Genomic DNA, 25637 nt, shown 5'->3' with positions numbered 1-25637 from the left:
CAATGAGAACTTTATTATACACCCTTTTAATATTCACAGCTCAATTTTTCACGGCTCAAACTGCAACCAAAGAACAGATTGTTTCCGATTTACCTGAGATTGAAATTACCGAAGGCATCAACCTGCATATTATCTCGCCTGAGCCCATTCAGTACGTGGATTTGTCAACAGAAAAACTGACTGGAGATTTGCCTTCTACAAACATTGCCAGAATAAAGATCACAGACCATCCTGATTCTGACGAGAAAGGAAAAATCAATATACCTTCCGTTTTTGTTAATGGAAATACTATTGGGATCATTACCGTTGTCGCACAATCTTTCATTGCACAGTATAAAGTGGTGCATAGAAATCAGGATAACCTCAATACGATTACCAATATTCATATACAGCCCGAAGCGATGCAGCCTGTAGAATTTGATAAAATGGTGTTCTCTAATCTTGAACTGAGAAAATTTTCGATGGATATTATTCGAAAAAAATCTGAAAAAAATCCGATTAGAGAAGAAAAAAATCTAAAACTCAGCTTCCAGCTCAATAATGTCTATGTGATGAGTGCTTATATTTTTTTAGATATGACCATCAAGAATAATTCTAATCTGAACTATGATATTGAGGATTTGAAATTCTCCTTGGAAGACAAAAAAATACACAAAGCCACCAATAACCAAAGTGTAGATCTAACACCCATTTTACAGCTCAATCCGCAGAAACACTTCAGAAAAAATTTCAGGAATATTTATGTTTTCAAAAAATTCACTTACCCAAACAGTAAAGTGATGATGATTCGCTTGATTGAAGAACAGCTCTCGGGGCGCACCATAGAAATGAAAGTCAACTATTCAGATATTCTGAAAGCAGATACCTTTTAATATTAAGACTATGGAAAATTTTACAGTTATGCTGTGTTTTGCACTGGTGATATTACTATTTACCTACCATTCTGTTGCTATAATTATTATTTATAAAAAACGAAAAGAATTTATCATTGCCTATAAAAGGGTGTTAAACCTTAAAGATTGGTGTGATAAAATATCTGAAGAGCCAGGTCACTCATACATTATCGAGAGTGTCGAAAAAAGAGGAAATGAATTAATAAATAAATTGAATCTGTTGAATGCCAAACTTGTTAAAATACAGGAACATCATAAAAATTTGCAGGAACGGCAACAGAAGCTACACGATAGTTTACTGGAAGAACACAAATTACTGAATCAATATTTCGAAAATTATTCTTAATGCAAGAGCAACAACACCAAATAAAGATCTATGGCTTTCTACAAAAAGCGGTGTACGCAGTCGTAGCACTCGATTGTGCTTCGCTTTTCTACCTTAATGCCAATGTTCCGGTAGTATCAAACTTGTTGAAAAATTTTTCAAAGTTGAGTTTTATCTACCCTCCTATCAATGCCAAATTTGCAACATTGATTCTGATTGGATTAGTGGCTGTCGGAACAAAAGCCAAGAAAAAGAAAGACCTTAATATTAGTAAAGAGATTATTGCTCCTATGATTTTGGGATTGCTGATGATTTTTTCTTCACTGGTTTGGCAGAATGAGGCAGGAAATGAAAAACTTCCAAGAGTGTTTCCCGGATTTAATCTCTATCAGGGAATCTATGCAGTTCTTTCTTTTTTAGGGGCAGTTATTCTTCAAATGGGTGCAGATAGTATTTCAAAACTGATGCAGCAGAAAATGGGAAAAGACCGATGGAATGTTGAAGAAGAATCTTTCGACCAAAATCAGGAATTGGTAACATCGGATGTCACAATCAATATTCCATACTTGTTCCGTTACAAAAACAAAAGCAATAAAGGTTGGATGAACATCAATCCTTTTAGAGGAACGATGGTCATTGGAACACCAGGTTCTGGTAAATCTTTTGGTGTGATCAATCCTGCCATAAGACAAATGATTGCAAAAGGTTTCTGTCTCTGCATCTACGATTTTAAATTTCCTGATCTAGCACAGATTGCATACTACCATTATTTGTTGAAAAAAAGTAAGGAAGCAGACTACGATTACAATTTCCACGTCATTAATCTGAAAGAGGTTGAAAAATCAAAACGAGTCAATCCATTTCACAAAAAGTACATCCAAACTTTAGCAGAAGCCCAGGAAATGGCAGAATCAATGGTTTCATCTCTACAGAAGGGAGGTTCGAGTTCCGGAGGTGGTTCTGAAGCTTTCTTTACCCAATCCGCCATCAATTTTCTGTCTTCCTGTATTTATTTTTTTGCAACATTTGAAAATGGAAAATATTCTGATCTGCCTCATATTCTTTCCTTTATGAACCGCAGTTATAAAGAAATTTTTGACACACTTTTTACCAACGAAGAAATTTTCTCTTTGCTTTCGCCTTTCAAAACGGCGTATGACAACAAAGCGTTTGATCAGCTGGAAGGACAAATTGGAACTTTGAAAATATTCCTTTCCCGATTGGCAACTAAAGAAAGCTTTTGGGTGTTTTCGGGAGATGAAGTGGAATTGAAGATTACTGATCGTGAAAATCCATCCATTATCATATTAGCATCAGATCCGGGAACACAGGATATTAACTCAGCCCTTTATTCCTCGGTGTTAAACAGGACTTTAAGATTGATCAATTCCAAGCACAATTTACCGGGAGGAATTATCGCAGACGAATTTCCGACGATTTATATTCATAAAATTGATAACATCGTGGCCACTGCAAGAAGCAATAAAGTTGCTGTAATGCTTGGATTACAAGAAATTCCGCAGCTCAGACAGTTCTACAAAAAAGAAGTTGCAGATACTATTTCTGCGATTGTTGGAAATATTATTTCCGGTTCTGCCAGAGACAAAAATACATTGGATTGGTTGGAAAAACTATTTGGGAAAATTAAACAGAAATCATACTCACAATCAATTTCACAGCAAGGGACGACCACCAGTATTAATGAAAAGATGGACAATATGATTCCTGCCGGAAAAATTGCGGCTCTGAAAACCGGAGAAATGGTTGGAATGATCGCACAGGGAGAAGAAAATGATGCTGAGGAATATAAAACGTCTGCAATTAGTGGTAAAATTAACCTGGATATGAAAGCGATTCAAGAAGAAGAAAAAAACTATGTTAAAATGCCATCTTATTACTCTTTTGTAGATAAAAAAGGGGTTAACCGCAAAGAAGAAGTGCTGATGACCAACTTTAGAAAGATCAACAAAGAAGTGGAACTCATTGTGAATGAAAATATTAAAGCTGCGTAAAATGAAAAAACTAAAATACACATTTACATTGATGGCGCTGTTTTACAGCTGCTTATGCTTTGCCCAATTCAATACGATTACACCAACAATACCGAAAAAATCTGAAAATCCAAAGGTATCCGAAAAATCTAATATTGAAGATCCGGTAAAACAAAAGAAGGCTAAGAAATCTTGGAAGCAAGTTTTAAATATCACCACAAAATCAGATTTAAAAAATGAAACCAAAGGTTCGACGAAGTGGTTAACGAGTCAAATAGATTCACTGAAAACACTGATTAAAGAGTATAGCAGTGTAAAAGAAATACGAAAAAATGAGTTTGAAAAACTGAAAGATTCTTTGATGCTGCAAGCACAAAATAGAGTAGAAGAAACAAAGAAAGCATCAAAAAAACAAAACTTTTTTACAACGTATGATTTTGTAGACGAACCTGCAGCATCTTTTTCAAAAATTGTAATGCCTCTTAAAAACAAGATCACCATTACATCTTCTTATGGGACAAGAACTCATCCTATTTTCGGAACAAAAAAAACGCACAACGGCATCGACCTTAAAGCCAGTTATGAGAATGTCTATTCTGTAATGGATGGAATTGTTACAGCAACCGGTTGGGATTCTAAAGGCGGAGGGAATTTCATAAAGGTAAAACATTTTAACCGTTTCGAAACTTCCTATCTACATCTTTCAGAAATGTATTATCGAGCTGGAGAAATAGTAAAAGCTGGATTTGTCATCGGAAAAAGCGGGAATACCGGAAACTCCACAGGACCACATCTGCATTTTTCGGTGAAAGAATTCGGACAAAACATCAATCCTTCTCATTTTTTAAATGACCTCATAAAAGTAAACAATTTAATAGCAACATACAATGAATAACATAACCTTACCTACCGATGAACTGAAAAAATACGGAATTATTAATGAGGATAATTCTTTCTCTAAAAAGCTAAATATAGAGGATGTTCAGAAATTTCTGCAAGGATATACCATCGTTGCAGACCACGACAAAAACAGGGCGACTTTTCAGCTGACTGATAATAATACTAAACTGAAGGTCATCTTTTTGGAAAGAGATAAAAGTATTTCTGACATCCTCGAAAACAGTAAAAATAATATTCAATATACTGATGTCAAGAATGTTTCTAAATCTGAAAATGAACTGAGTTTCGAAAAAAAAGCTTTCATTTTTGACAAAGAGACCGAAAAAGTAGTTGAATTTGATTTCATTAAAAATGCAAGAGAATTGACCGCAATTATTGCAGATAAAAAAAATACAGAAGAACTTAACCGTTACATAGCAGAACTTCTAAAACTTAAATCTTTTCTGCAAGATAAAATTGTTCAGTTCCCAGAAATGGCAAAAGAAATTACGAATGATTTGAATATTGTATCCAAAGAATTTAATACAGTTGCTGGAATCTCTGAAAAGCAAAATCACTCTCAAAAGCAGGAAAAATCAGATTTACAACTAAATGTGAACGACCCTGATGTCTATCAGGATGCCAATCGAATGAGAGATGAGGAAAGCCAAGAGCAGGACGAGGAAATACCAAAGTCAAGAGGTTTTAGAAGATAGCTTAATAGGTGGAAAAAATGGAAGACAATCTAACCTGGTTTGATAAGAATATAGTTCCCAGAACGAAGGCTTATAAAAATTTTGTGAAGGAAATTGAAAACACTTCACCTGAACAGTTTTTTCGGGACGGAGAGAGGCTGTTTACCGATAGAGAGAAAAAGTTTATGGCAATTCATCAATCTAAGGGAAAAGAATTTATTCAAGGTTCAAATTTTACATTGAAAACATTTTTCAATTCAAATCAGGGTTTCCCTATTGAGGATAAATTTAATACTACCGCTGAATTAGTCAGATTTATTGAAAAGCAGCAACTAGCCAATAAACATTTGATTTTGCAAAATAACAGGGAGTCTACTGAAATTGCTATAAGTAATGAGTCCATAAAACAGAAATTTCTCTCTGATCTCTGGGCTCAGGAATTGGAGAAAAAAACTGATTTAAGTTCCGGATTGACCTATACGCAAATTGATGAAAAGCAAGCTCATCATTATCGAAATTATGAAGTTGAAGCTGTAAAGTTATCATTAGAAGGGGTTCATCAAATTGAAATGACTGATCTGGAAGAAAATGCAGACTTTTTTTCAGATGAAGGCTTTGAAGAAAATTTAACCCCTGCATCTGACCTTCCGGACGGCTGGACCTGGAACGATTACGATGATGGGAGTGGCTCGCTGAAGAGTCCAAGCGGTCATAGGTATTACAGCTATGATCTGCAAACTCAGGAATATACATTACCGTACGGTCGGCGAGAATGGACAGGTATGAGAGATTTTTATGATGCTCCAAAAAGTTTGAACGAATTCAAAAGCTATGTCGAAAACGACTTAAAAGCAAAAGCGGTGCAAAATAATCTTTATCCGAAACTTTCCGAAGAGGAAAAAAATGATATTCTCAAATACAGGATCTTTATGAAAGAAAACGAATTCATACTGGAGAACTTGCAGATCACAGCGAGCCAAAGAAAAGCTTATTCAGAGAAAATGGAATTCGGAACAACAGATGGAGATTATTCTCTTACAAAGGCACAAATGGACACAATCCCAAATGTTATTGATGGTCATACGTTGTCAAAAAATGACAAATACGAATTGGCTTTCGGCCTATTGGAAAAACAGCTATATGGGGAATCCTACGAATTATTGGATAGCGGTGAAATTCTAAAAAATTATCTGGATGAAAATGTTTTTTCAAGAAACAGAATATTAACAATGAATGATATAAAATTTAACAATCAAACCCCAAACATTATGGAAACACAGAACGAATATGAACCATCTCAGTATCCGAAATTTCAATTAAAATATCTTGGTTTCGGAGAAGGAGAACAACTGCACAAAGATTTAGAAAACGGAATTAATGCTCCCGAAAAAGAGTTCGAAATTAAAACCACTTCCGACAAAACGATGCCCGGAAATGAAATGGAATTCACGTTAAAATTCAATAAGATAGAAAATGGAAGTGTCTTTATGAATTTTTATAATGCTAAACTCACTAAAGCAAATGGCGACGTTATCTCCCACAATTTTCCTGTTAACAGGGTGAATACATTTACTGCTAAAGAAGCAGTCAACCTTTTGGAAGGGCGTACGGTAAAAATACAATTTCACAATCCGAAAACAGAAAAAATAGAACCTGCATTTGCCAAACTGAATTTTAACGAACCCAAAACCGAAAAAGGAAATTACAATTTCCAGAATTTTTACAAAAATTATGGAGTTGATACGGCTCAGATCGTAGAAAAATCCAAACTGATCTTCGATAAGCCGGAATGGAAGGAAAGTACCATAAAATCTTTGGAAAAAGGAAATATCGTGAAGGTAAAATTTGAATTGGATGATAAAGTAATAGAAGGCAAAGCGGTGCTGAATCCGCAATACAAAAATCTGAATCTGTATGATTCTGATATGAACAGAATCAATACCAACAAGCCTTTAGAAGGTTTGGAACAAGACAACAAGCACGAAAAAAATAACGTGAAAGAACAAAGTATTAAACGATAGATAACACTTACAACCAATCATTTATTTCCCAGCGGTAAGTCAAATTAATTAGGCTGCCGCTTTTTTAAACCCTATATCTATGAAAAAACTTTTAATACTACCCAGCTTGTTTTTTCTTTTTGTAAGCACTTCCTGCCACAAAGAAATCAAATCCGAAAAAGGAGGAATCGATGTTGTCTCCAATGTATATTTTGATGTTTCCAAAAATCTGAACAATATCCAAAGTTTTCATTTGTCAAGCCTTAATTATTCAGGAGATTCCATAATAGAAAGGATTCCGGATGTTGATGCTCCCGAAATAACCCAACAGATTTATTTCATTAAAGATTCATTGTGCTATACTATTGAAAATGAAAATCCCGGCAAAATTATTCTGTCAGACATCATAAAGAAACAAAAGCCGCTTTCGGTTGAAAAGAAAAAAGGAGGAACATTGTTTTCTCAGGAAAAAATCCCCAATTACAGAAACAGAAAAAATCTGAATGATACGGTTTTGTTTAAGAAAAAATACAAACGATTTGAAATCAACTCACCTTGGATGTACACCCGGTTTTACATTTATCCAACGGATACTATTTTACCGTACTCTATTTACAAACACGCGGAAAAGGACTACCACGGAAGGCTCGAAAGGATTGATTCTTACAATAAAAAGACGGACATATTCGTGACGCTTCAATTAATATCAAGAAAAAACTGGGACAGTGAAGCCAAAGAAATTTTTGAATTTAACCACTTCATAAAAAACAGAAAAAAGTGAAAGATGAAGATTTTTTTAATGAGATAAATGATGACATTTCTGTAGTTGAAGGAAATAAAAAGGAACTTATTGTTTTCACAAACAGTAAGGATATGCTTTCATTCTTGGAGCTTCTTCAATTGAACAAGCAAGTCAATAATAGAACAATTATTACCTTAAATTCCGGTTCCAATAGCAAAAAGTTCCTCAATAGATACCAGAATTATGATGGCAAAATGTTTTTATGTCTGAGCGGGGACAGAACAGGAAATGCAATAACCAGAAAAATTCTTACAGAATTTAATGGCAAAAATATCAAAGACGTTCGTCCGTTGTATGAAATTTCTGAAAATGGGAATCAAGACCTGACCGAATATTTAGAGAATAAACTCAATTTTCAAGATAAAAATACTAATTTAGTTGAACCAAAAATTTCTGAAAATGAAAGCAATGCAATTGAATCCGGAACAACATCCGATCCTCAGCAAGTGGGAAACGGAACACCTGAACAAAACACTGGAGAACTTGGCTCAAAAATCCAATCCGAGCAAAACGGAAGTTACGAAAGCGGACAAGCAGTGGGCAGCAACAATGCTGGAAATGGACTTGCAGGCACAGAACGGAGCGATTTGGGAAACCGAAACCGAGGAAGAGGATCCAATGGAGGAACACAACCGCAAAATGATGAAAAAAATGAGGGAAGAGAATATTCCTTGGGCGGAATCGTATCCGGGAGAGCTATATCCGATAGAAGAAGATCCGATAGAAGACCTTCCGAGGTAAGTGAAAATTCAACAAATAAGGTAGAGCTAGATGTTCTCATTTCAAAATATAAAGGGCGAAAACTTAATAATGAACAAGTTGCGGAAGTAGTTTCTGCAGCTTGTTTTGTTTCTAATGACAACAGAATTCTTCTCAAAGAAAATCTGAAAGTCACGGATGATTTAAAAGAAATCTGCAATCAATTCCAAAGTGGCGGAACCGCAAAAGAAGGCAGAGGGATTTTAGATGAATATTACACACAAGATAAAATTGTCGATGCAGTCCGCAATTTAATCAAAGACCATTTCAAAACTCAAAAAGAAATTTCTGTTTTAGAACCCAGCGTTGGTACAGGAAATTTTATCTATGCCACTCGCGAATTATCTGTAAATTCTAAAATTACAGGCTTTGAAATCAACGAAACCACGGCGAAAATTGCAAAAATTCTACATCCCGAAGTCGAGATCAACCTTCGTTCGTTTGAAACTGAATTTATTGATGACAGAGGTAATAAAAAAGACTCAAAAGATTTTTCAGAAAGATATGATTTGGTCATCGGAAATCCGCCTTATGGCGAACATCGTGGGCTTTACAAAGGATTAGGCGAAGAACCTAAAATTTCAAAATACGAAGATTATTTTGTTAAACGGTCATTAGATTCTTTGAAACCCAACGGCGTTTTGGCGATGGTTCTTCCATCAGGTTGGCTCAACCGACAAAAGAATTTACAGAATGCTAGTGTTTTGGAAGGTTTCCGTTTACCCAATGGCGCTTTTGCAGGAACACAAATCGGAACGGATATTATCATTCTCAAAAAAAACAATCACCAGATTTCTGCGGATATTTCCAAATATTTTGAAAATAATCACACAAGAGTTCTCGGGGAAAACCGTGAGAAAACCAATCGTTTTGGGCGTTTGGAAAATTATATCCACGGAAATTTGGATGAAGCTCTCTTTAAGATTGAACAATTTAAAAATAAAAAAGAAACCGAGAGAATCGGAAATCTTTTTGAAGATTTGTTTTTAGAAAATACTGAGTCCAATTCTGTTACAAAAGTTCCTGTAAAAAAAGAAATTATTGCGGAGAAAATAGATGAGTTGAATTTAACAGAAACTCAAGAAAAAATTGAATTGGTACTTTCTAAACTCAATAACATCAAGTTTAAATCTCCCACCATTACGACTGAAATAAGAAAGTATGAAAAACTGCGCGAAGATTTAATCACAAAACCAGCATCGTTTTCAGAAGAAAAATTAAAAGAATTGATAGAAAAAAGTGATAGAATAATTTCTATTCACAATACGAGAACTGAGAAGGAATATAAAGTCCAAACGGAGCCTTCCATAAAGAAAGGAATTTTAAAATATCAATTCTCCAAACAGGATGAAATTGTAAATACTTCCTTGCAAAATAGTTCAAACATTACGAAAGAACAAATTGAAGCATTCAGAGATACATCTTACGATGGAACGCTCAACAATCACGAAAAACATTCCAAATTTTCAAATTATTCTGATGGAGTTTGGATTCACGATTTTTATTATGCAGAAGGAAATATTTATGCGAAGTTAGAGCAGCTCGAAAAAGATTTTGCAGATAAAAATGCTGTTGGTGGAACGGAAAATCAGTACGAAAAACAAAAAGCATTATTAGAAAATGTTCTACCAAAAGCGAAATCTTTAGATGAAATTTATATCAGTCCGAACCACGAGTTCGTGCACAAATTTGAGTTAGGCCAAATAGAAAAAGACCAATATAATCATATTACAAAACGTACCGAATCAGTCATTGTAGATTACAATCTTGCGGAAAGATTCAAAGACTTTGTAGGCACTTTGTCAAGTGAAGCCTTTGCGGGTTCTTCAGCTTGGGAAGTGCGAAGCTTTGTAGATAATGAAACGGTTACAGGAAGCGATAAAGAGCGAAATGCGTTAGTCAGAGAAAGACGAAAAGCTGCTGCGAATGATTTGTTTTACAAATTTGTACGTGAAGAATTATCAGATGACATTAGAACTCGTTTTGTAAAAGATTTTAACCGCAATTACAATAACATCCACGTTCCGGATTATTCTAAATTCCCATTGTTTTCAAAGATTCATAAGAATTTCAAAGGAAAGGAATTTAGATTAGCAGAGGTTCAGAAGGCGGGAATCGGAAGACAGACCACAAAAGGCGTAGGACTTTTAGCGCACGAAGTGGGTTATGGAAAAACATTGTCCGGAATCCTTTCAATGCACGAAGCAATGGAAAGAGGAAATGCGAAAAGACCAATCATCGTAGTTCCGAATGACAGCATTATGAAACAATGGGTGGAAACGATTTTTGAAACGATTCCCAACGCGAAAGTTAATGTTTTAGGGAATTTGGGGAAAGATTATGACCTTTCAAAATTTGATAATAAAGACGGAGAAATAACCATCGTTACTTATGAAGGTTTTAACAATATTGGATTTTCATCAGAAATAACCGAAGAACTTTCGTCAAAATTCAGTTACATCTCTGCAAGTGAAATGAAGGGCGTTACCAATACCGAAAGAGACCTCCAAATTGAGTTTCAGAAAGAAAAGGAGATTGAGGGAAAAATGAAGCGTGGTAAAATCTATGACTGGGAAGATTTTGGATTCGACCATTTGACTTACGACGAAGTTCACAATGCCAATCATATTGTAGGAAAAGTAAAAATTGAGGACCGAAGATTTGCGTCCGATTTTAGAAGTCAAAACCAACAGACTTCCAAACTGGGAATCAATACCTGGATGGCAGCTCAGTACATTCAAGACAAAAACGACGGAAGAAATGTGACCTTGCTTTCCGCAACGCCTTTTACCAACAAGCCTTTGGAATATTATTCCATTCTTTCTTTAATAGCAAATAAAAGATTAGAAGAATCGGGATATTTCAACGTCAATACTTTCTTCGAGACCTTTATGGAAGCGGATAATGATATGGAAATTGATGCAAAGGGTGATGTGAAATTTAAAGCCAACGTTCGGAGATTTAAAAATAATTCGCTGTTTCAACAATTACTTTCGGAATTCATTGATATAAAAGGAGAAGAAGACAATCCTGAATTAATTCGTCCCAACAAAATTAACAAAGAATATAAAATTGAACAGAATGATCTCACAAGAGAACAGTATGAGCTGCTCAATGAAAATTTCAGTGAGACTGAAAAAGGAGCAATTTTAACACATATTCTCAATGCCAGATTGATTGCTATTTCACCGTATTTATCGCCATTTTATGATGGCGAAGAACCTTCAATAAAAAAATTCATAGAAAATTCTCCGAAGTTAAAAGACACGATGGATTTGATAAGGCAGAACAAAAAAGATCTTCCTGACTCAGGACAAATTGTGTATTCTGAATTAGCAGTTGCTCAGTTTCCAAAAATAAAAGAATATCTCATAACAGAAATTGGTTACAAACCCGAAGAAATCGGAATCATTACCGGGGCGACCAATAAAAACCAAAGAATTTCTATTCAAAATGATTTTAATGAAGGAAAAATAAAAGTAGTTATTGGAAGTGAAGCCATTCAGGAAGGAATGAACCTTCAGGAAAACACAACCGATGTTTATATGCTTACGTTGCCATATAATTTTACGTCACTCCGACAAGTGGAAGGACGAGCCTGGAGGCAAGGAAACAAGAACGAAAATGTGCGGGTTAATTTTATGCTGACCAATGACAGTATTGATGTGTTTATGCTTCAAAAACTGCAATCCAAACAGGCAAGATATTTAGAAGCAATGAAAAAAGGAGCCGATGTTTTGGATATTTCAGACATCAGGACTCAAGAATTAAAAACCTCCATCATTACCAATCCCGAAACCAGAGCCAATATCGAAATCGAACTCATTAAAAAGAAGATTGAAAGTGAAAAAAATAAACATTTGGCCGATAGTGCATTTGTTCTGAGAAAATATGAAGATGTTTTGAAAGTAAAAGAATTGGTAACCCAAGCCGAGCATTCATATAATAGAATTGAAGGCTATTCGAAAAATGGCGATGCAAATGCTGAATATTGGGCAACCCAATTACCATCATATCAAAAAACAATTGAACTTCATAAAGTTCAAGTACAAGAAGTAATTGAAAATTTAGCTCAGAAAGGAATAGATGTTACTCAAATTGAATATCAAACCAAAATGACTGAAGATAAAATTGCGGAACTGGATAAAAAGCTGGAAGAGCTTCCAGCAGTTAGAGAAAATTTAGTAGTTCAATACAGAATAGAAAAAGAGGAACAGCTTAAAGCGAATGAAAATAGAAATTATGTGAGAGAAAGAGCGAGGGAAAATACAGTTTTATATAACAATTTAACAACAGTAGATTTTATAGATAAAGTATTAAACCAAAAAGAGAATATTTACTTAGATAATTTTCAGAATGTTGTCCGAAGAAGGTAGTTATTTATTTGTATATAGCTTAGTAAGATATATTTATATTGATTGTTTAGTACGGATTATTAAAAGAGATTTGTGCTTTGTAAGATACTGTAGTATAAATAATTTTTTTTAAAAGTCTTGTTAGTAATAAATTTTAAAAAAATAGATAAAATTTAATATATATTTATAAATGTAAAATAATTAACTTTGTCGCATGAATTTTCTAAGATTGCTTTTTACAGTCTACTTCATGGCATTATCATTAATGCCATGCATGGATGTTGCAAAAGCGCAATCAAAAAATGAAAATGTATCATATTCCTATATAAAATCTGAGCAAAACGATGCTCATTCAAAAACAGATTCTTGTTCTCCTTTTTGTTATTGTAATTGCTGCAGAATCAGCGTTACTTCGCTCAAAATAAATCCTGTTTTAGAATATCGTAAACAGATAAAAGAGTACTATTCTAAAAAAATTCTTTTCATAAAGAATGACTTTGCATATTTGGTGTACGATCAGATATGGCAACCTCCTAAAATATAATTTTTGTTAATCAGACGGAAGAATTGTCTTTCGTCAAAACAGTTATGGAAACATTGCAATAGCATTGCGTTGTATTCTTACTCATTTTTGTCGCTCGATTTTTAGAACAAATAGTTGTTCCAAAAGGTAGTTGTGACATTCAATAAAAATTATATTCTCATGTTAGATAAAATCATAAGATTTAGCATCAAGAACAAGATTGTCATTGGTATAATGACCTTGTTGTTGATTATTTGGGGAGTTTGGAGCGCAACCAAACTTCCGATCGATGCCACACCCGACATCACCAACAATCAGGTTCAAATAATCACGGTATGTCCTACTTTGGCCGGTCAGGAAGTTGAACAGTTGGTGACATTCCCTATAGAACAGAGTATTGCTAATGTTCCTGATATTGAGGAGACCAGAAGTATTTCACGATTCGGTTTGTCTGTAATCACTGTTGTATTTAAAGAAGAGGTTGACGTTTATTTTGCCCGCCAATTGATCAGTGAAAAGCTGAAGCAGGCTGCTGAAGAAATTCCAAAAGGAATTGGCACACCAGAGTTGGCTCCGGTAAGTACAGGACTTGGGGAAGTATATCAATACATCCTTCATCCAAAGAAAGGAAGTGAGAAAAAATACGATTCCAAAGAACTTCGTACAATGCAGGACTGGATCGTTCGAAGACAGCTTAATGGTACTCCCGGAGTTGCAGAGATTAACAGCTTCGGAGGACAGCTAAAACAATATGAGGTCGCTGTTAACCCTGATCGTCTACGAGCGATGGGAGTTAGTATTTCTGATATTTTTGCAGCTCTTGAAAAAAATAATCAGAACACAGGCGGAGCCTACATTGACAAAAAGCCTAATGCTTATTTTATCCGTGGAATTGGACTTGTGACCTCTCTTGAAGATGTTGGGAATGTTGTAGTTAAAAATGAAACAGGGAGTGTGCCTATATTCATTAAAGATGTTGCTGAGGTTCGTTTGGGAAGTGCGGTTCGATATGGTGCCATGACATTTAATGGTGAGGTGGATGCTGTAGGTGGAGTGGTGATGATGCTTAAAGGTGCTAATAGTAATGAGGTAGTGCAATTAATCAAAGAAAAAATACCAACTATTCAAAAATCTTTACCTACTGATGTGATTATTGAGCCTTATTTAGACAGAACTAATCTAGTTGGCAGAGCTATTGATACTGTCGAGAAAAATCTTATCGAAGGAGCGTTGATAGTGATTTTTGTGCTGGTAGTATTTCTCGGTAATTTACGAGCCGGTCTTATTGTGGCATCTGCCATTCCGTTGTCCTTACTCTTTGCTTTGGGAATGATGAACGTTTTCGGAGTAAGTGCCAACTTAATGAGTTTAGGGGCGATTGATTTTGGATTAATTGTCGACGGAGCTGTTATTATTGTTGAAGCGACTCTTCATCACTTAGGATTGCGGAAAACAACACGTCTTCTTACCCAGTCTGAGATGGATGAAGAGGTATTTCTTTCAGCTTCTAAAATCAGAAGCAGCGCAGCATTTGGGGAGATTATTATTTTGATTGTCTACATTCCTATTTTAACGTTAGTAGGTGTTGAGGGTAAGATGTTTACTCCGATGGCTAAAACTGTAGGTTTTGCAATCTTTGGTGCATTGATATTATCATTGACCTATATTCCAATGATGAGTGCACTTTTTTTATCGAAGAAAATCTCGCATAAAGAAAATTTCTCAGATAAAATGATGAACCGACTCCAAAAAATCTATCAACCTCTACTAGAGAAAGCTTTAAAAGTAAAATATTGGTTAGTAAGTGTTACTGTTGCATTATTTGCAGTTTCATTATTTATATTTGGAAGAATGGGGGGCGAGTTTATCCCTCAACTCCAAGAAGGTGATTTTGCTTTTCACTGTATTCTTCCACAGGGAAGTTCATTAAGTCAGAGTATTGAAACCTCTATGCAGGCCTCCAGGCTGATCAAGCAGTTTGACGAAGTTAAAATGGTTGTAGGGAAGACCGGTGCTGCTGAAGTGCCTACTGATCCAATGCCTCCTGAAGCTACTGATATGATGGTGATCTTAAAACCGCAAAGTGAATGGAAAACAAAAAAATCATATGATGAATTAGCAGATGAGATCTCTGAAAAGCTTGAAGCTATTCCCGGGGTATTTTTCGAAAAAAATCAACCGATCCAGATGCGTTTCAATGAGTTGATGACAGGAATCAGACAAGATGTAGCGGTTAAAATTTTCGGTGAAAATTTAGATTCTTTAGCGATATATGCGGATAAAACAGCAAAAATTATTCAGTCTGTTAATGGTGCGAGTGCTCCACAGATCGAACGTGTTAGTGGTCTTCCGCAAATTAATGTTGAATATGACCGCACAAGAATGGCTAATTACGGGCTGAATATTGAAGACGTAAATACTGCTGTAAGTACTGCTTTTGCAGGTCAGGCTGCAGGTCAGGTATTTGAGAATGAAAGAAGGTTTGATCTGGTGGTTCGTTTGGATAGTTTACATAGAACCAGTATTGATGATGTCAACAATCTGATGGTGTCTACGAAGACAGGAATACAGATCCCGCTTTCACAGGTGTCCAATATCAATTATAAACTTGGCCCCGCACAGATTAGTCGTGAGGCAGGTAAAAGGAGAATCGTCATTGGTTTTAACGTAAAAGGCCGAGATGTAGAAAGTGTAGTAGAAGAAATCCAGCAGAAGCTTAATAAAGAAAAATTACCATCAGGATATTATTATACATATGGCGGACAATTTGAGAATCTTAAAGCTGCCAGTAAACGACTGACCATTGCTGTACCTGTATCATTATTTTTGATCTTTATGCTGTTATATTTTACTTTTGGTTCGCTAAAGCAGGCTGCCTTGATCTTTACGGCAATTCCAATGAGTGCTATCGGCGGTATATTCGCGTTAATGCTTCGCGGTATGCCTTTTAGTATCAGCGCGGGAATTGGGTTTATTGCATTATTTGGTGTAGCGGTACTTAATGGTATTGTGTTGATCGGAACATTTAACGAGTTAGAGAAGGAAGGTGAAACCAATATTTTAAAACGTGTGATGGAAGGAACTAAAACTCGTCTGAGACCTGTTTTAATGACAGCCACAGTCGCATCATTAGGATTTTTACCTATGGCAATTTCAACCGGAGCCGGGGCAGAAGTTCAGAAACCTTTGGCGACCGTTGTAATCGGGGGACTGGTTACAGCAACTTTCTTGACTCTTTTTGTTTTACCGATGTTATACATTATCTTCAGTACTAAACTAAAAATCAAAAAGCCTTCAGGTAATAAGCCACTGACAGCGGTTTTAGTTTTAGGTTTTTTATTCATTGGACAGACCTTTAACGCACAACAAGGTACCCCTGTTACAGTTGAGGAAGCTACGAGCATCGCATTGACCAACAATAATTTAATGCGGTCGAAAGATTTGGATATTAAAGTAACAGAGGTACTGAAACCTACTGCTAAAGAACTTCCAAAAATGAGTTTAGATGCTCAGTTAGGCCAATACAACAGTAAAAAATTCGATCAATCTTTTTCTATATCTCAAAGTATTCCGTTTCCAACATTGTTTAAAGCAAGAAGAGAACTTATCGCTGAACAGATCAAAGGAAAGCAGATCAATAAGGAGATTTCGGTCAACGAACTTGCAAGACAGGTTAGGACCTATTACTATCAGATCGAATATCTGCAATTTAACCAGTCAAAATTAAAAAATCTGGATAGTTTATATCAGGATTTTATAAGAATTGCTACGGTCAGATTTAAATCAGGAGATATTAAAAAGATAGAGATCAATACTGCAGAAACTCAGAAAGGGGAGATCAATTTGTTGTTGAAGCAAAATGAAGTTTATTTGAATAATGCATACAAAAACTTAAAAACCTTATTGAATACTTCGGGAGACATCTCGGTTCCTTATAACACAAATTATGAGCCCCTGAAAGCTAATTATGTATTTGACAGCGCGTCAATAGCGAATCATCCAACAGTAAGGTCTTACTATCAGGAGATGACCATAGCAGAAAAAAATAAAAACGTTGAAAGGTCTCTGGGCCTACCTGATTTCAGTATAGGTTACACCAATCAGTCTTTAATCGGTACCCAGACGATCAATGGTATGGATCGGAATTTTAATGCGGGAAATAGATTTCACGCAGCAACTATTGGCGTTACGATTCCCCTGACTTTCGGTGCTACAAAAGCGAGAATGCAATCTTGGGAGTTCCAAAAGCAAGTAGCGGAATCTAATGCAAAATTACAGCAAAAACAGCTGGAAGCGCAACTGGAAAACGCTTTGAATCAATATCAGCAGGATGTAGAGCAATATAATTATTATATTAATCAGGCTATACCCAATGCTGAGAAAATAGCTAAAGCCGGACAATTGGGATATAAAACAGGAGAAATTTCCTACGTTGAATATCTTTTTGCGCTTCAGACTTCTACCAATATTCAATTAAAGTATCTCGAATCGATTCAACAGGTTAATCAATCTGTTATTACCATTAATTCTATCATAAACAAATAAAATGAAAATTAAATATAATATAGTATCTACGCTGTTAATTTCTTTTTTAGTCTTAAGCTGTGGAAAAAAAGAAGCCTCTGAGGAAACGGAAGTAAAAGCAAAAACCGAACAGGTAGAGGAGGCTCATGAAGAGGCACCGCAAACGATCGCGGCATTAACAGAAGAACAAATGAAAGCAGTCGGAATCTCCTTAGGTAAAATTGAGATGAAAGATCTGACCTCACTTGTTAAAGCCAATGGTGTATTGAGTGTTCCCAACAATAGAAAAGCTACCGTTACCTCTCTGTATGGTGGGGTGATTAAGACATTAAATGTACAGATAGGAGATCATGTGAGGAAAGGGCAGGTAATTGCATCAATCAATAATCCCGAGTATATTCAGCTTCAGGAGCAATATCTTACAGTGAACAGCAGGATCGCGTTTGCTGAACAGGAATATAGAAGGCAACGTGAACTATTTGATAATGATGCCGGAGCAAAAAAGAATCTGCAAAGCTCTGATGCTGAATTAAAAAGTTTAAGAACCCAAAGATCATCACTACAGAGACAGCTCCAGCTTATGGGGATCAGCCCGGGTAAAGTAAGCAATGGTAATCTACGATCTGGGTTGGTTATAACTTCACCGATCAGTGGAACCGTAAGCAGTATCAATGCGCAGATTGGAAGTTATGTTGATGTGGCATCACCAGTTCTTGATATTATTGATAATAGTTCTATCCATTTAGATCTTCAGGTTTTTGAAAAGGATCTACCTAAAATGAAAGTTGGACAAACTGTACAGTTTAAGCTGACCAATAATCCGGAAACTTTGTATAACGCTACCGTATTTAGTATCGGGTCGTCATTCGAAAATGAGAGTAAAACGATCTCTGTACATGCGAGTGTTACAGGAAATAAAGTGGGGTTGATCGATGGGATGAATGTTACCGGAATGGTAAGCCTTGGAAACTCAAGCACCGCTGCCGTTCCTGATGAAGCAATCGTGGAAGCTGACGGTAAATTCTATGTTTTCATACAGACTTCTAAAAAGCCTGAAGAACATGCTGAAGAGGAAGAAGGGGGTGAGAAAGAGGAAGGTACAAAAGAGGCAGCGCATACCAAGAATCAAGGAAAAACATTGAATTTTGAGAAAATAGAAATTGTTAAAGGTTCTTCAGATCTAGGTTATACTGCAATCACTCCAGTGACCAAAATTGCACCTGATACAAACATTGTGGTAAAAGGTGCATTCTTCGTCAATGCTAAATTATCTAATTCAGGAGGGCATGAAGATTAGATTTATTATTACGAAAGCCTTTATATAAAAGTTTCAGCTGTAATAAAAAATAACATTATGCTACGAATCGAATTAAATCGTGAACTACGTATCATAATGTTATATCAAATCTATAAACAAAAGTTATGTTACTAAACAAGAAAATTTCAATCTGGTATTTTATTGATCAAATTAAAAGCCAAATATTACTGATTGTTATACTTGCTGTAGGTATAGGTTTGTTGGATCTGCATCCTATTTTCAAAAAAATATCAATTCCATTAAGCATTCCCGCAATTTTAGGAACTGCTGTATCACTGCTACTTGCATTTAGGACGGCGCAGTCATACGAGAGATGGTGGGAAGCAAGAACCGTTTGGGGTGCTATTGTTAATGATTCCAGGTCTCTTATCCGATTAATTATTCAGTTCATTCCTCAGGATAGTGCGGACGTTAAAATATTTGCAGAAAGACAAATCGTATGGGTCTATGCGTTAGGCGAAGCATTAAGAAAACAGCCTTTTTCCGGTAAAGTAGGGGAGTATTTGAATATGCATCAGATTAACGCTGTTAATATACCCAATGCAATTTTGGATGAACATTCTTATCACTTAAGACAAATAGCCGAAAAAGGATTGGTATCAGATTTCAAGGAGGTTCAGCTTAACGAAGTTCTCATGAGGCTGTGTGACAATATGGGAAAATGTGAAAGATTGAAAAATACGGTATTTCCACGTGCCTATAGTATTTTACTGCATACTCTTATATATGTTTTTGCTTTTATACTCCCTTTCGGATTGGAAGATTCCCAGCTCACCTTGGAAATTATTACAACGATCACTATTCCTCTGCTATTTATAGCCATTGAGAAAACAGCAATCATCATGCAGGATCCTTTCGAGAATACTCCTGTGGATACGCCAATGACATCTATTGCACAAACTATAGAAATCAATATTTTACAGATGATCAAAGAAAATGATATTCCTGTTAAAAAAGAAAATAATACTTACTTCGAAATGTAGAGTCAATCTAGTAAATACATAAAATTATGAGCGACACAAATAAACAGACTGGATCTGCATCAAGCAGACATAAGAAAAATTTACTCATCGTCCTAGCACTAAGTGGTACTTATCTTATTGCTGAAGTCATTGGAGGAATTGCAACAAAAAGTCTTGCATTGCTTGCGGATGCTGCTCACATGCTAACAGATGTTGTCGGTTTACTCCTAGCATTTATTGCAATCAAAATTGGTGAGAGAAAGGCTAGTCCTGAAAAAACATTTGGGTACTATCGCACAGAGATTTTGGCTGCTGTGATTAATGCTGTTGTGCTATTGGGTATCTCATTATTTGTTTTATATGAGGCATTTCAAAGATTTAAAAATCCTCCTGAAGTGCAAAGTGGCTCCATGATGATCGTTGCAGGAATTGGTTTTGTGGTCAATATCATCGGTATCCTTATCATAAGAAAGGACTCCAATGAAAGTCTTAATATGAAAGGTGCTTATTTTGAGGTCTTGTCGGATATGCTGACATCCGTAGGAGTAATGATCGCAGGTGTGATAATGCTGACAACACAATGGTATTACGCAGATCCGATCATTTCTGCGGCAATAGGTCTATTAATCATTCCCAGAACCTTAAAGTTGCTTATGGAAGCGGTTAATGTCTTATTGGAAGGTACACCGAAAGATGTAGATATCAGCAAGCTTAGAGCATCACTGGAAGAACTCCCGGAAATCAAGGGACTCCACGATCTTCATGTTTGGTCTCTTACGTCAGGCGTTAATGCCATGAGTGCTCATGTGATTGCAGATGAAAATAAAAATCGCAACGAAATCCTGAAAATATTAACAGACAAAGTGACAACAGATTTTAAAATAACCCACACCACTTTTCAAATCGAATATGAAGGCTATGATGAAAGTGTAATACACTTATAGATGAACGGTAAAAATAGATTGATAATAAATAAAATCTAATGGTTAGTTCTCTATCACATAAAATTGATTTCAAAGGATAATAATGTTTTAATCACTTATAAAACTTGTTTATGAGACTAATTAAAATTAAGAGAAGCACTTATAGCCTGCTCACTAATTTTTTCTTATTATACATGATCTTGTCCTTTTTTCTTAGGATAGGGCTTTCTGTGGCCAGCATTCAAAAAGCTGATCTTAGTTTTATTTCATTGTTGAAAGTATTTGCTATGGGATTTTTGTTTGATATTGGTGTAGGGGTATTTTTTGTGCTACCATACAGCCTATATCTGCTTTTGTTTCCCCAGAAATATAATAATTCGCTTTTCAATAGAGCTATGACTTTTTTTTGTTTTACTGTAGCTGTGCTTATATTGTTGTTTTCATTTTTTGCTGAAGTAACATTCTGGCAGGAATTTGAAAGTCGGTTTAATTTTATTGCAGTTGATTATTTGGTTTATACCTATGAAGTAATCAATAATATTAATGAATCATATCCTTTGCCATTGCTCATTACAGCCATGTTACTAATGACCTCTTTGGTATTTTTACTTTTCTATAAGAGGCATTATTTCACAGATAATTTTGAAGGCAGTACACCTTTTATACAGCGATTCACTATTTTTTTAGGATTGCTTTTTATTTCAGTCTTCTACACATTTTTTATTGACAACAGTTTAGCAGAGAGCAGTGAGAACAGGTATAGGAATGAGTTGTCAAAATCAGGAATCTATTCTTTTTTTTCAGCTTATAAAAATAACGAGATCAATTATGAGCACTTCTACACACTCATCGATAATAGAGAGGCGTTTAATATTGTGAGAACTGATCTGCAGGAAACTGACTCACATTATGTATCAAAAGATTTCTCAATTGTACGTAACATTAAGGGAGATGACTCCTCTGAGAAGCCCAATGTTATTATGATCACATTGGAAAGTTTCAGTGCAGACTTTATGAAAACATTTGGCAACAATCAGAATCTGACACCTACGTTGGACTCATTGGCGAATCGAAGCATTTTATTTACCAATATGTATGCTACCGGAACAAGAACCGTGCGAGGAATGGAGGCACTTTCACTTGCCGTTCCGCCTACACCGGGGAATAGTATTGTTCGTAGGAAAGACAACGATAATCTGACCACTGTAGGATCTATCTTCGGTCAAAAGGGATATGATACTTCATTCTTATATGGTGGTGATGGATATTTTGATAATATGAATAATTATTTCGGTAATAATGGATACACAATTGTTGACAGGAAAAGAAATTCTTTTGTAGGGGAAGATTATCAGTCTCCAAGAATACCAATAGAAGACAATGAGGTCACTTTTGAAAATGCCTGGGGTATTAGTGATGAAAATCTTTATGATCAGGTGATAAAGCAAGCAGATCAAAAATTTGCAGCGGGGAAACCTTTTTACGATTTTGTAATGAACACTTCCAATCATCGTCCTTATACATATCCTGAAGGAAAGATTGATATTCCCTCGGGATCGGGAAGGGAAGGCGCCGTGAAATACACAGATTATGCGATCGGTCAGTTTTTTAAAAAGATAAAGAATAAATCCTGGTACAAAAATACCATTGTTATAATTGTTGCAGATCATTGTGCCAGCAGTGCGGGCAAGAACGATATCGATGTCGCAAAATACCATATCCCTGCAATGATTGTCAACCTGAACGACAACGAACCATTCAGAATTGAAAAAATGTGCTCTCAGATCGATTTGTATCCAACACTTTTCGCACTTTTAGGTTGGACATATCAGAGTAATCTTTATGGTAAAAATGTTTTAGGCGAAAGCTATATTCCAAGAATATTTGTAAGTACCTATCAGAAACTTGGATATATGGAAAACAACAAATTGGTTATTCTAGGTCCACAGCAAAAAACAGAGACGTATTTGTATGACAAGGAGAAAAATAAACAAAATCCAGAGATGCTGTCTGAACAGTATGTAAAAAAAGCGATAGCAAATTATCAGTCGGCCTACTATCTTTTCAAGAATGAAGGATTAAAACAGAAGCGGATTAAAAAGGGAAATATAACCACAACTAGATAAAGTGATATAAAATGGATCTAAAATTTGAACTTTTACTTGCCGGAAAATTATTATTAGCACTGTTTTTTGGCGCGATAATAGGTTTCGAAAGAGAAACTGCCCATAAAGATGCAGGGGTTCGCACTTTTGGCGTTCTCTGTATGGCTTCTTGCTTATTTGTGGCAGTTGCCTCGCATCTTACAGATGATAAATCTGCAATAGCGAGAATGTTGGCGGCGATACCTGCCGGTTTAGGATTTATCGGAGCTGGACTGGCATTTAAAGATAGTTCCAAAAGCATGCAGGGGCTTACAACATCCACTGCTTTATGGGCTGCATCGGCAATAGGATCTGCCCTTGCACTGAACATGTTTTTGTTATCTTTTTTAGCAACTGTTCTTACCTTGTTCATCTTAAGTATTAACAAATTTGGCTGGTATAAAAAAATTCTAAAAACCGGAAGACAATCAGACCAGGATATATATATAAAGTAACCTAAAAATCATAAAAATAATATTATTATGGAACATAAACACATCTACGACGAAAATGGAAAGCAGCTCTGCTGTACTCCACAGGAAGGCAAAATCTATAAAGATGCTGGAGCCAAAAAATTAGTTGAAGAAGACGGATGCTGCGCTCCAAAGAAGAAAACGGAAGATCATCAACATACAGATGATGATGGACATGATCATGCAGAAACTGATAAAACAGCGTTTCAGATGTTCTTGCCTGCGATTATTTCTTTGGTATTGTTATTAGCAGGCATTGCATTGGACAATTACATTAAGCCTGAATGGTTTAAAGACTGGGTACGTATTGTCTGGTACGGTGTTGCTTATCTACCGGTAGGCCTACCGGTTTTAAAAGAGGCATTTGAAAGTATCAAACAAGGTGATGTGTTTTCAGAATTTTTCCTTATGAGCATTGCAACGATAGGGGCTTTCATTATCGGAGAATTTCCTGAAGGAGTAGCGGTTATGTTGTTCTATGCAGTAGGAGAGGTTTTTCAGACTCTGGCTGTGTCGAGAGCTAAAACCAATATTAAGGCTCTTTTAGATCAACGTCCTGATGAGGTAACGATTATTGAAAATAATCAGCCTAAAAAAATCAAAGCTGCCGAAGCCAAAATCGGGGATACGATTCAGTTAAAATCAGGAGAAAAACTGGCATTGGACGGAGAACTGATCTCCGATTCTGCGTCTTTCAATACCGCAGCGTTAACAGGAGAGAGCAAACCTGATTCTAAAAATAAAGGTGAAACAGTTTTAGCCGGAATGATCAATATGAACAGCGTAGCTTTGATTAAGGTTAATACAGCTTATGAGGATAGCAAACTCAGTAAGATCCTTGAACTGGTACAAAATGCAACAGCTCAAAAAGCTCCGACTGAACTTTTTATCAGAAAATTTGCAAGAATTTACACCCCAATTGTGGTTGCATTAGCTGTTTTGATCTGCTTAGTACCTTATTTCTTTGTTGATGATTATGTTTTCAGAGATTGGTTGTACAGAGCATTGATTTTCTTAGTTATATCTTGTCCGTGTGCATTGGTGATCTCTATCCCGCTTGGCTATTTTGGAGGTATCGGAGCAGCGAGCCGCAATGGTATATTATTTAAAGGAAGCAACTTTTTGGATAAGATCGCTGAGATTCAGAATGTGGTAATGGATAAGACCGGAACTATGACAGAAGGTGTTTTCAAAGTTCAGGACGTTACCATTAAAGAAGGATTTGACAAAGATGAGATTCTCCAATTGGTCAATGTTGTTGAAAGTAAAAGTACCCATCCTGTGGCTACTGCTGTTCACGAGTTTGTAGGAGAGATCAACAATTCGATCAATTTAGAGGATACTGAAGAAATTGCAGGGCATGGGCTTAAAGCGAGAGCTAATGGGAAGGAAATCCTGGTGGGTAATTTTAAACTATTGGATAAATTTAAGATCGGTTATGATGTAGACCCATCCAAAATCGTATATACGGTGATAGCTATCGCATATGATGGAAAATTTGCAGGATTCATTACGATTGCCGACCGAATCAAGGACGATGCAAAGCAAGCAGTTGAAAAACTTCATAGCTTGAATGTAAAAGCGACTATGCTAAGTGGTGACAAGACAACTGTAGTAAAATATGTGGCTGAGCAGATCGGTATTGACAATGCTTTTGGAGACCTGCTTCCGGAAGATAAGGTCAACAAGGTCAAAGAAATCAAAGCAAGAAATGAAAGTGTGGCTTTTGTTGGTGATGGTGTAAATGATGCGCCTGTAGTAGCATTAAGTGATGTTGGAATAGCAATGGGTGGACTTGGCAGCGATGCGACCATCGAAACTGCCGATGTTGTGATCCAGGATGATAAACCATCAAAAATACCTATGGCGATCAATATTGGAAAGAAGACCAAAAGGATCGTCTGGCAGAATATCATTCTTGCCTTTGTTGTAAAAGCCATCGTGCTCGTACTTGGAGCTGGTGGACTGGCTACGATGTGGGAAGCTGTATTTGCTGATGTGGGAGTTGCTTTGATTGCAATACTCAATGCAGTCAGGATTCAAAGAATGAAATTTTAAAAGAGATTATCAC

16 protein-coding genes are annotated in these 25637 nt (G+C 36.0%); all 16 read left to right on the top strand.

Annotated features, from left to right (window positions below):
• The first annotated feature begins 2 nt into the window (after window positions 1–2).
• The 16 genes from BMW64_RS08105 to BMW64_RS08030 all read left to right on the top strand — a co-directional run bounded on the left by BMW64_RS08105 (window position 3) and on the right by BMW64_RS08030 (window position 25624).
• Window positions 3–872: a DUF4138 domain-containing protein gene (locus tag BMW64_RS08105; RefSeq protein WP_028123306.1), complete on the top strand. Its 870-nt coding sequence runs from the start codon at window positions 3–5 to the stop codon at window positions 870–872.
• Window positions 873–882: 10 nt separating this feature from the next.
• Window positions 883–1239 carry a hypothetical protein gene (locus tag BMW64_RS08100; protein ID WP_028123307.1) on the top strand — a complete coding sequence of 119 codons (357 nt, stop codon included), beginning with the start codon at window positions 883–885 and terminating at the stop codon, window positions 1237–1239.
• Entirely contained in the window at window positions 1239–3230 is a 1992-nt protein-coding gene (locus BMW64_RS08095) for a type IV secretory system conjugative DNA transfer family protein (RefSeq protein WP_034975924.1), read from the top strand. The genes BMW64_RS08100 and BMW64_RS08095 overlap by 1 nt, the downstream gene beginning before the upstream one ends.
• A gap of 1 nt (window position 3231) precedes the next feature.
• Entirely contained in the window at window positions 3232–4104 is an 873-nt protein-coding gene (locus tag BMW64_RS08090) for a M23 family metallopeptidase (RefSeq protein WP_051879935.1), read from the top strand.
• Complete coding sequence (locus BMW64_RS08085) at window positions 4097–4804, top strand: hypothetical protein (protein ID WP_034975922.1); 708 nt, start codon at window positions 4097–4099, stop codon at window positions 4802–4804. The genes BMW64_RS08090 and BMW64_RS08085 overlap by 8 nt, the downstream gene beginning before the upstream one ends.
• Before the next feature lie 17 nt (window positions 4805–4821).
• Window positions 4822–6804 (top strand): hypothetical protein, encoded by a 1983-nt coding sequence (locus BMW64_RS08080; RefSeq protein ID WP_051879934.1) that lies wholly within the window; start codon window positions 4822–4824, stop codon window positions 6802–6804.
• 79 nt (window positions 6805–6883) lie between these two features.
• A complete protein-coding gene (locus tag BMW64_RS08075) occupies window positions 6884–7564 on the top strand; it encodes a hypothetical protein (RefSeq protein WP_034975921.1) in 681 nt (226 codons plus the stop codon).
• Window positions 7561–12720, top strand: a complete 5160-nt coding sequence (locus tag BMW64_RS08070) for a helicase-related protein (protein ID WP_042279187.1) — start codon at window positions 7561–7563, stop codon at window positions 12718–12720. The genes BMW64_RS08075 and BMW64_RS08070 overlap by 4 nt, the downstream gene beginning before the upstream one ends.
• Window positions 12721–12913: 193 nt before the next feature.
• Window positions 12914–13243 (top strand): DUF6660 family protein, encoded by a 330-nt coding sequence (locus BMW64_RS21075; protein ID WP_072410597.1) that lies wholly within the window; start codon window positions 12914–12916, stop codon window positions 13241–13243.
• 159 nt (window positions 13244–13402) lie between these two features.
• On the top strand, window positions 13403–17767 hold the full coding sequence (locus BMW64_RS08060) for a CusA/CzcA family heavy metal efflux RND transporter (protein WP_089999705.1): 4365 nt from the start codon (window positions 13403–13405) through the stop codon (window positions 17765–17767).
• Between the two features lies 1 nt (window position 17768).
• Window positions 17769–19043 (top strand): efflux RND transporter periplasmic adaptor subunit, encoded by a 1275-nt coding sequence (locus BMW64_RS08055; protein WP_028123472.1) that lies wholly within the window; start codon window positions 17769–17771, stop codon window positions 19041–19043.
• 125 nt (window positions 19044–19168) lie between these two features.
• Complete coding sequence (locus BMW64_RS08050) at window positions 19169–20047, top strand: bestrophin family protein (protein WP_028123473.1); 879 nt, start codon at window positions 19169–19171, stop codon at window positions 20045–20047.
• A 26-nt stretch (window positions 20048–20073) separates the two neighbouring features.
• A complete protein-coding gene (locus BMW64_RS08045; protein ID WP_072410598.1) occupies window positions 20074–20970 on the top strand; it encodes a cation diffusion facilitator family transporter in 897 nt (298 codons plus the stop codon).
• Window positions 20971–21344: 374 nt separating this feature from the next.
• Window positions 21345–23075, top strand: coding sequence for an LTA synthase family protein (locus BMW64_RS08040; protein ID WP_228400877.1), 1731 nt, complete (start codon window positions 21345–21347; stop codon window positions 23073–23075).
• An 11-nt stretch (window positions 23076–23086) separates the two neighbouring features.
• Entirely contained in the window at window positions 23087–23548 is a 462-nt protein-coding gene (locus BMW64_RS08035; RefSeq protein WP_034975913.1) for an MgtC/SapB family protein, read from the top strand.
• A gap of 27 nt (window positions 23549–23575) precedes the next feature.
• Entirely contained in the window at window positions 23576–25624 is a 2049-nt protein-coding gene (locus BMW64_RS08030) for a heavy metal translocating P-type ATPase (RefSeq protein WP_040995614.1), read from the top strand.
• Window positions 25625–25637 lie beyond the last annotated feature (13 nt).

Source organism: Chryseobacterium taichungense (genome assembly GCF_900109935.1).
GTDB classification, from domain to species: domain Bacteria; phylum Bacteroidota; class Bacteroidia; order Flavobacteriales; family Weeksellaceae; genus Chryseobacterium; species Chryseobacterium taichungense.
The sequence above is the reverse complement of the archived record's forward strand: the minus strand, read 5'-3'. Positions and strand labels throughout refer to the sequence as shown.

Excerpts from the sequence above, each read along its gene's own strand:
- BMW64_RS08105 (WP_028123306.1), top strand. The coding sequence starts at position 3 with ATGAGAACTTTATTATACACCCTTTTAATATTCACAGCTCAATTTTTC.
- BMW64_RS08100 (WP_028123307.1), top strand. The coding sequence starts at position 883 with ATGGAAAATTTTACAGTTATGCTGTGTTTTGCACTGGTGATATTACTA.
- BMW64_RS08095 (WP_034975924.1), top strand. The coding sequence starts at position 1,239 with ATGCAAGAGCAACAACACCAAATAAAGATCTATGGCTTTCTACAAAAA.
- BMW64_RS08090 (WP_051879935.1), top strand. The coding sequence starts at position 3,232 with ATGAAAAAACTAAAATACACATTTACATTGATGGCGCTGTTTTACAGC.
- BMW64_RS08085 (WP_034975922.1), top strand. The coding sequence starts at position 4,097 with ATGAATAACATAACCTTACCTACCGATGAACTGAAAAAATACGGAATT.
- BMW64_RS08080 (WP_051879934.1), top strand. The coding sequence starts at position 4,822 with ATGGAAGACAATCTAACCTGGTTTGATAAGAATATAGTTCCCAGAACG.
- BMW64_RS08075 (WP_034975921.1), top strand. The coding sequence starts at position 6,884 with ATGAAAAAACTTTTAATACTACCCAGCTTGTTTTTTCTTTTTGTAAGC.
- BMW64_RS21075 (WP_072410597.1), top strand. The coding sequence starts at position 12,914 with ATGAATTTTCTAAGATTGCTTTTTACAGTCTACTTCATGGCATTATCA.
- BMW64_RS08060 (WP_089999705.1), top strand. The coding sequence starts at position 13,403 with ATGTTAGATAAAATCATAAGATTTAGCATCAAGAACAAGATTGTCATT.
- BMW64_RS08055 (WP_028123472.1), top strand. The coding sequence starts at position 17,769 with ATGAAAATTAAATATAATATAGTATCTACGCTGTTAATTTCTTTTTTA.
- BMW64_RS08050 (WP_028123473.1), top strand. The coding sequence starts at position 19,169 with ATGTTACTAAACAAGAAAATTTCAATCTGGTATTTTATTGATCAAATT.
- BMW64_RS08045 (WP_072410598.1), top strand. The coding sequence starts at position 20,074 with ATGAGCGACACAAATAAACAGACTGGATCTGCATCAAGCAGACATAAG.
- BMW64_RS08040 (WP_228400877.1), top strand. The coding sequence starts at position 21,345 with ATGACTTTTTTTTGTTTTACTGTAGCTGTGCTTATATTGTTGTTTTCA.
- BMW64_RS08035 (WP_034975913.1), top strand. The coding sequence starts at position 23,087 with ATGGATCTAAAATTTGAACTTTTACTTGCCGGAAAATTATTATTAGCA.
- BMW64_RS08030 (WP_040995614.1), top strand. The coding sequence starts at position 23,576 with ATGGAACATAAACACATCTACGACGAAAATGGAAAGCAGCTCTGCTGT.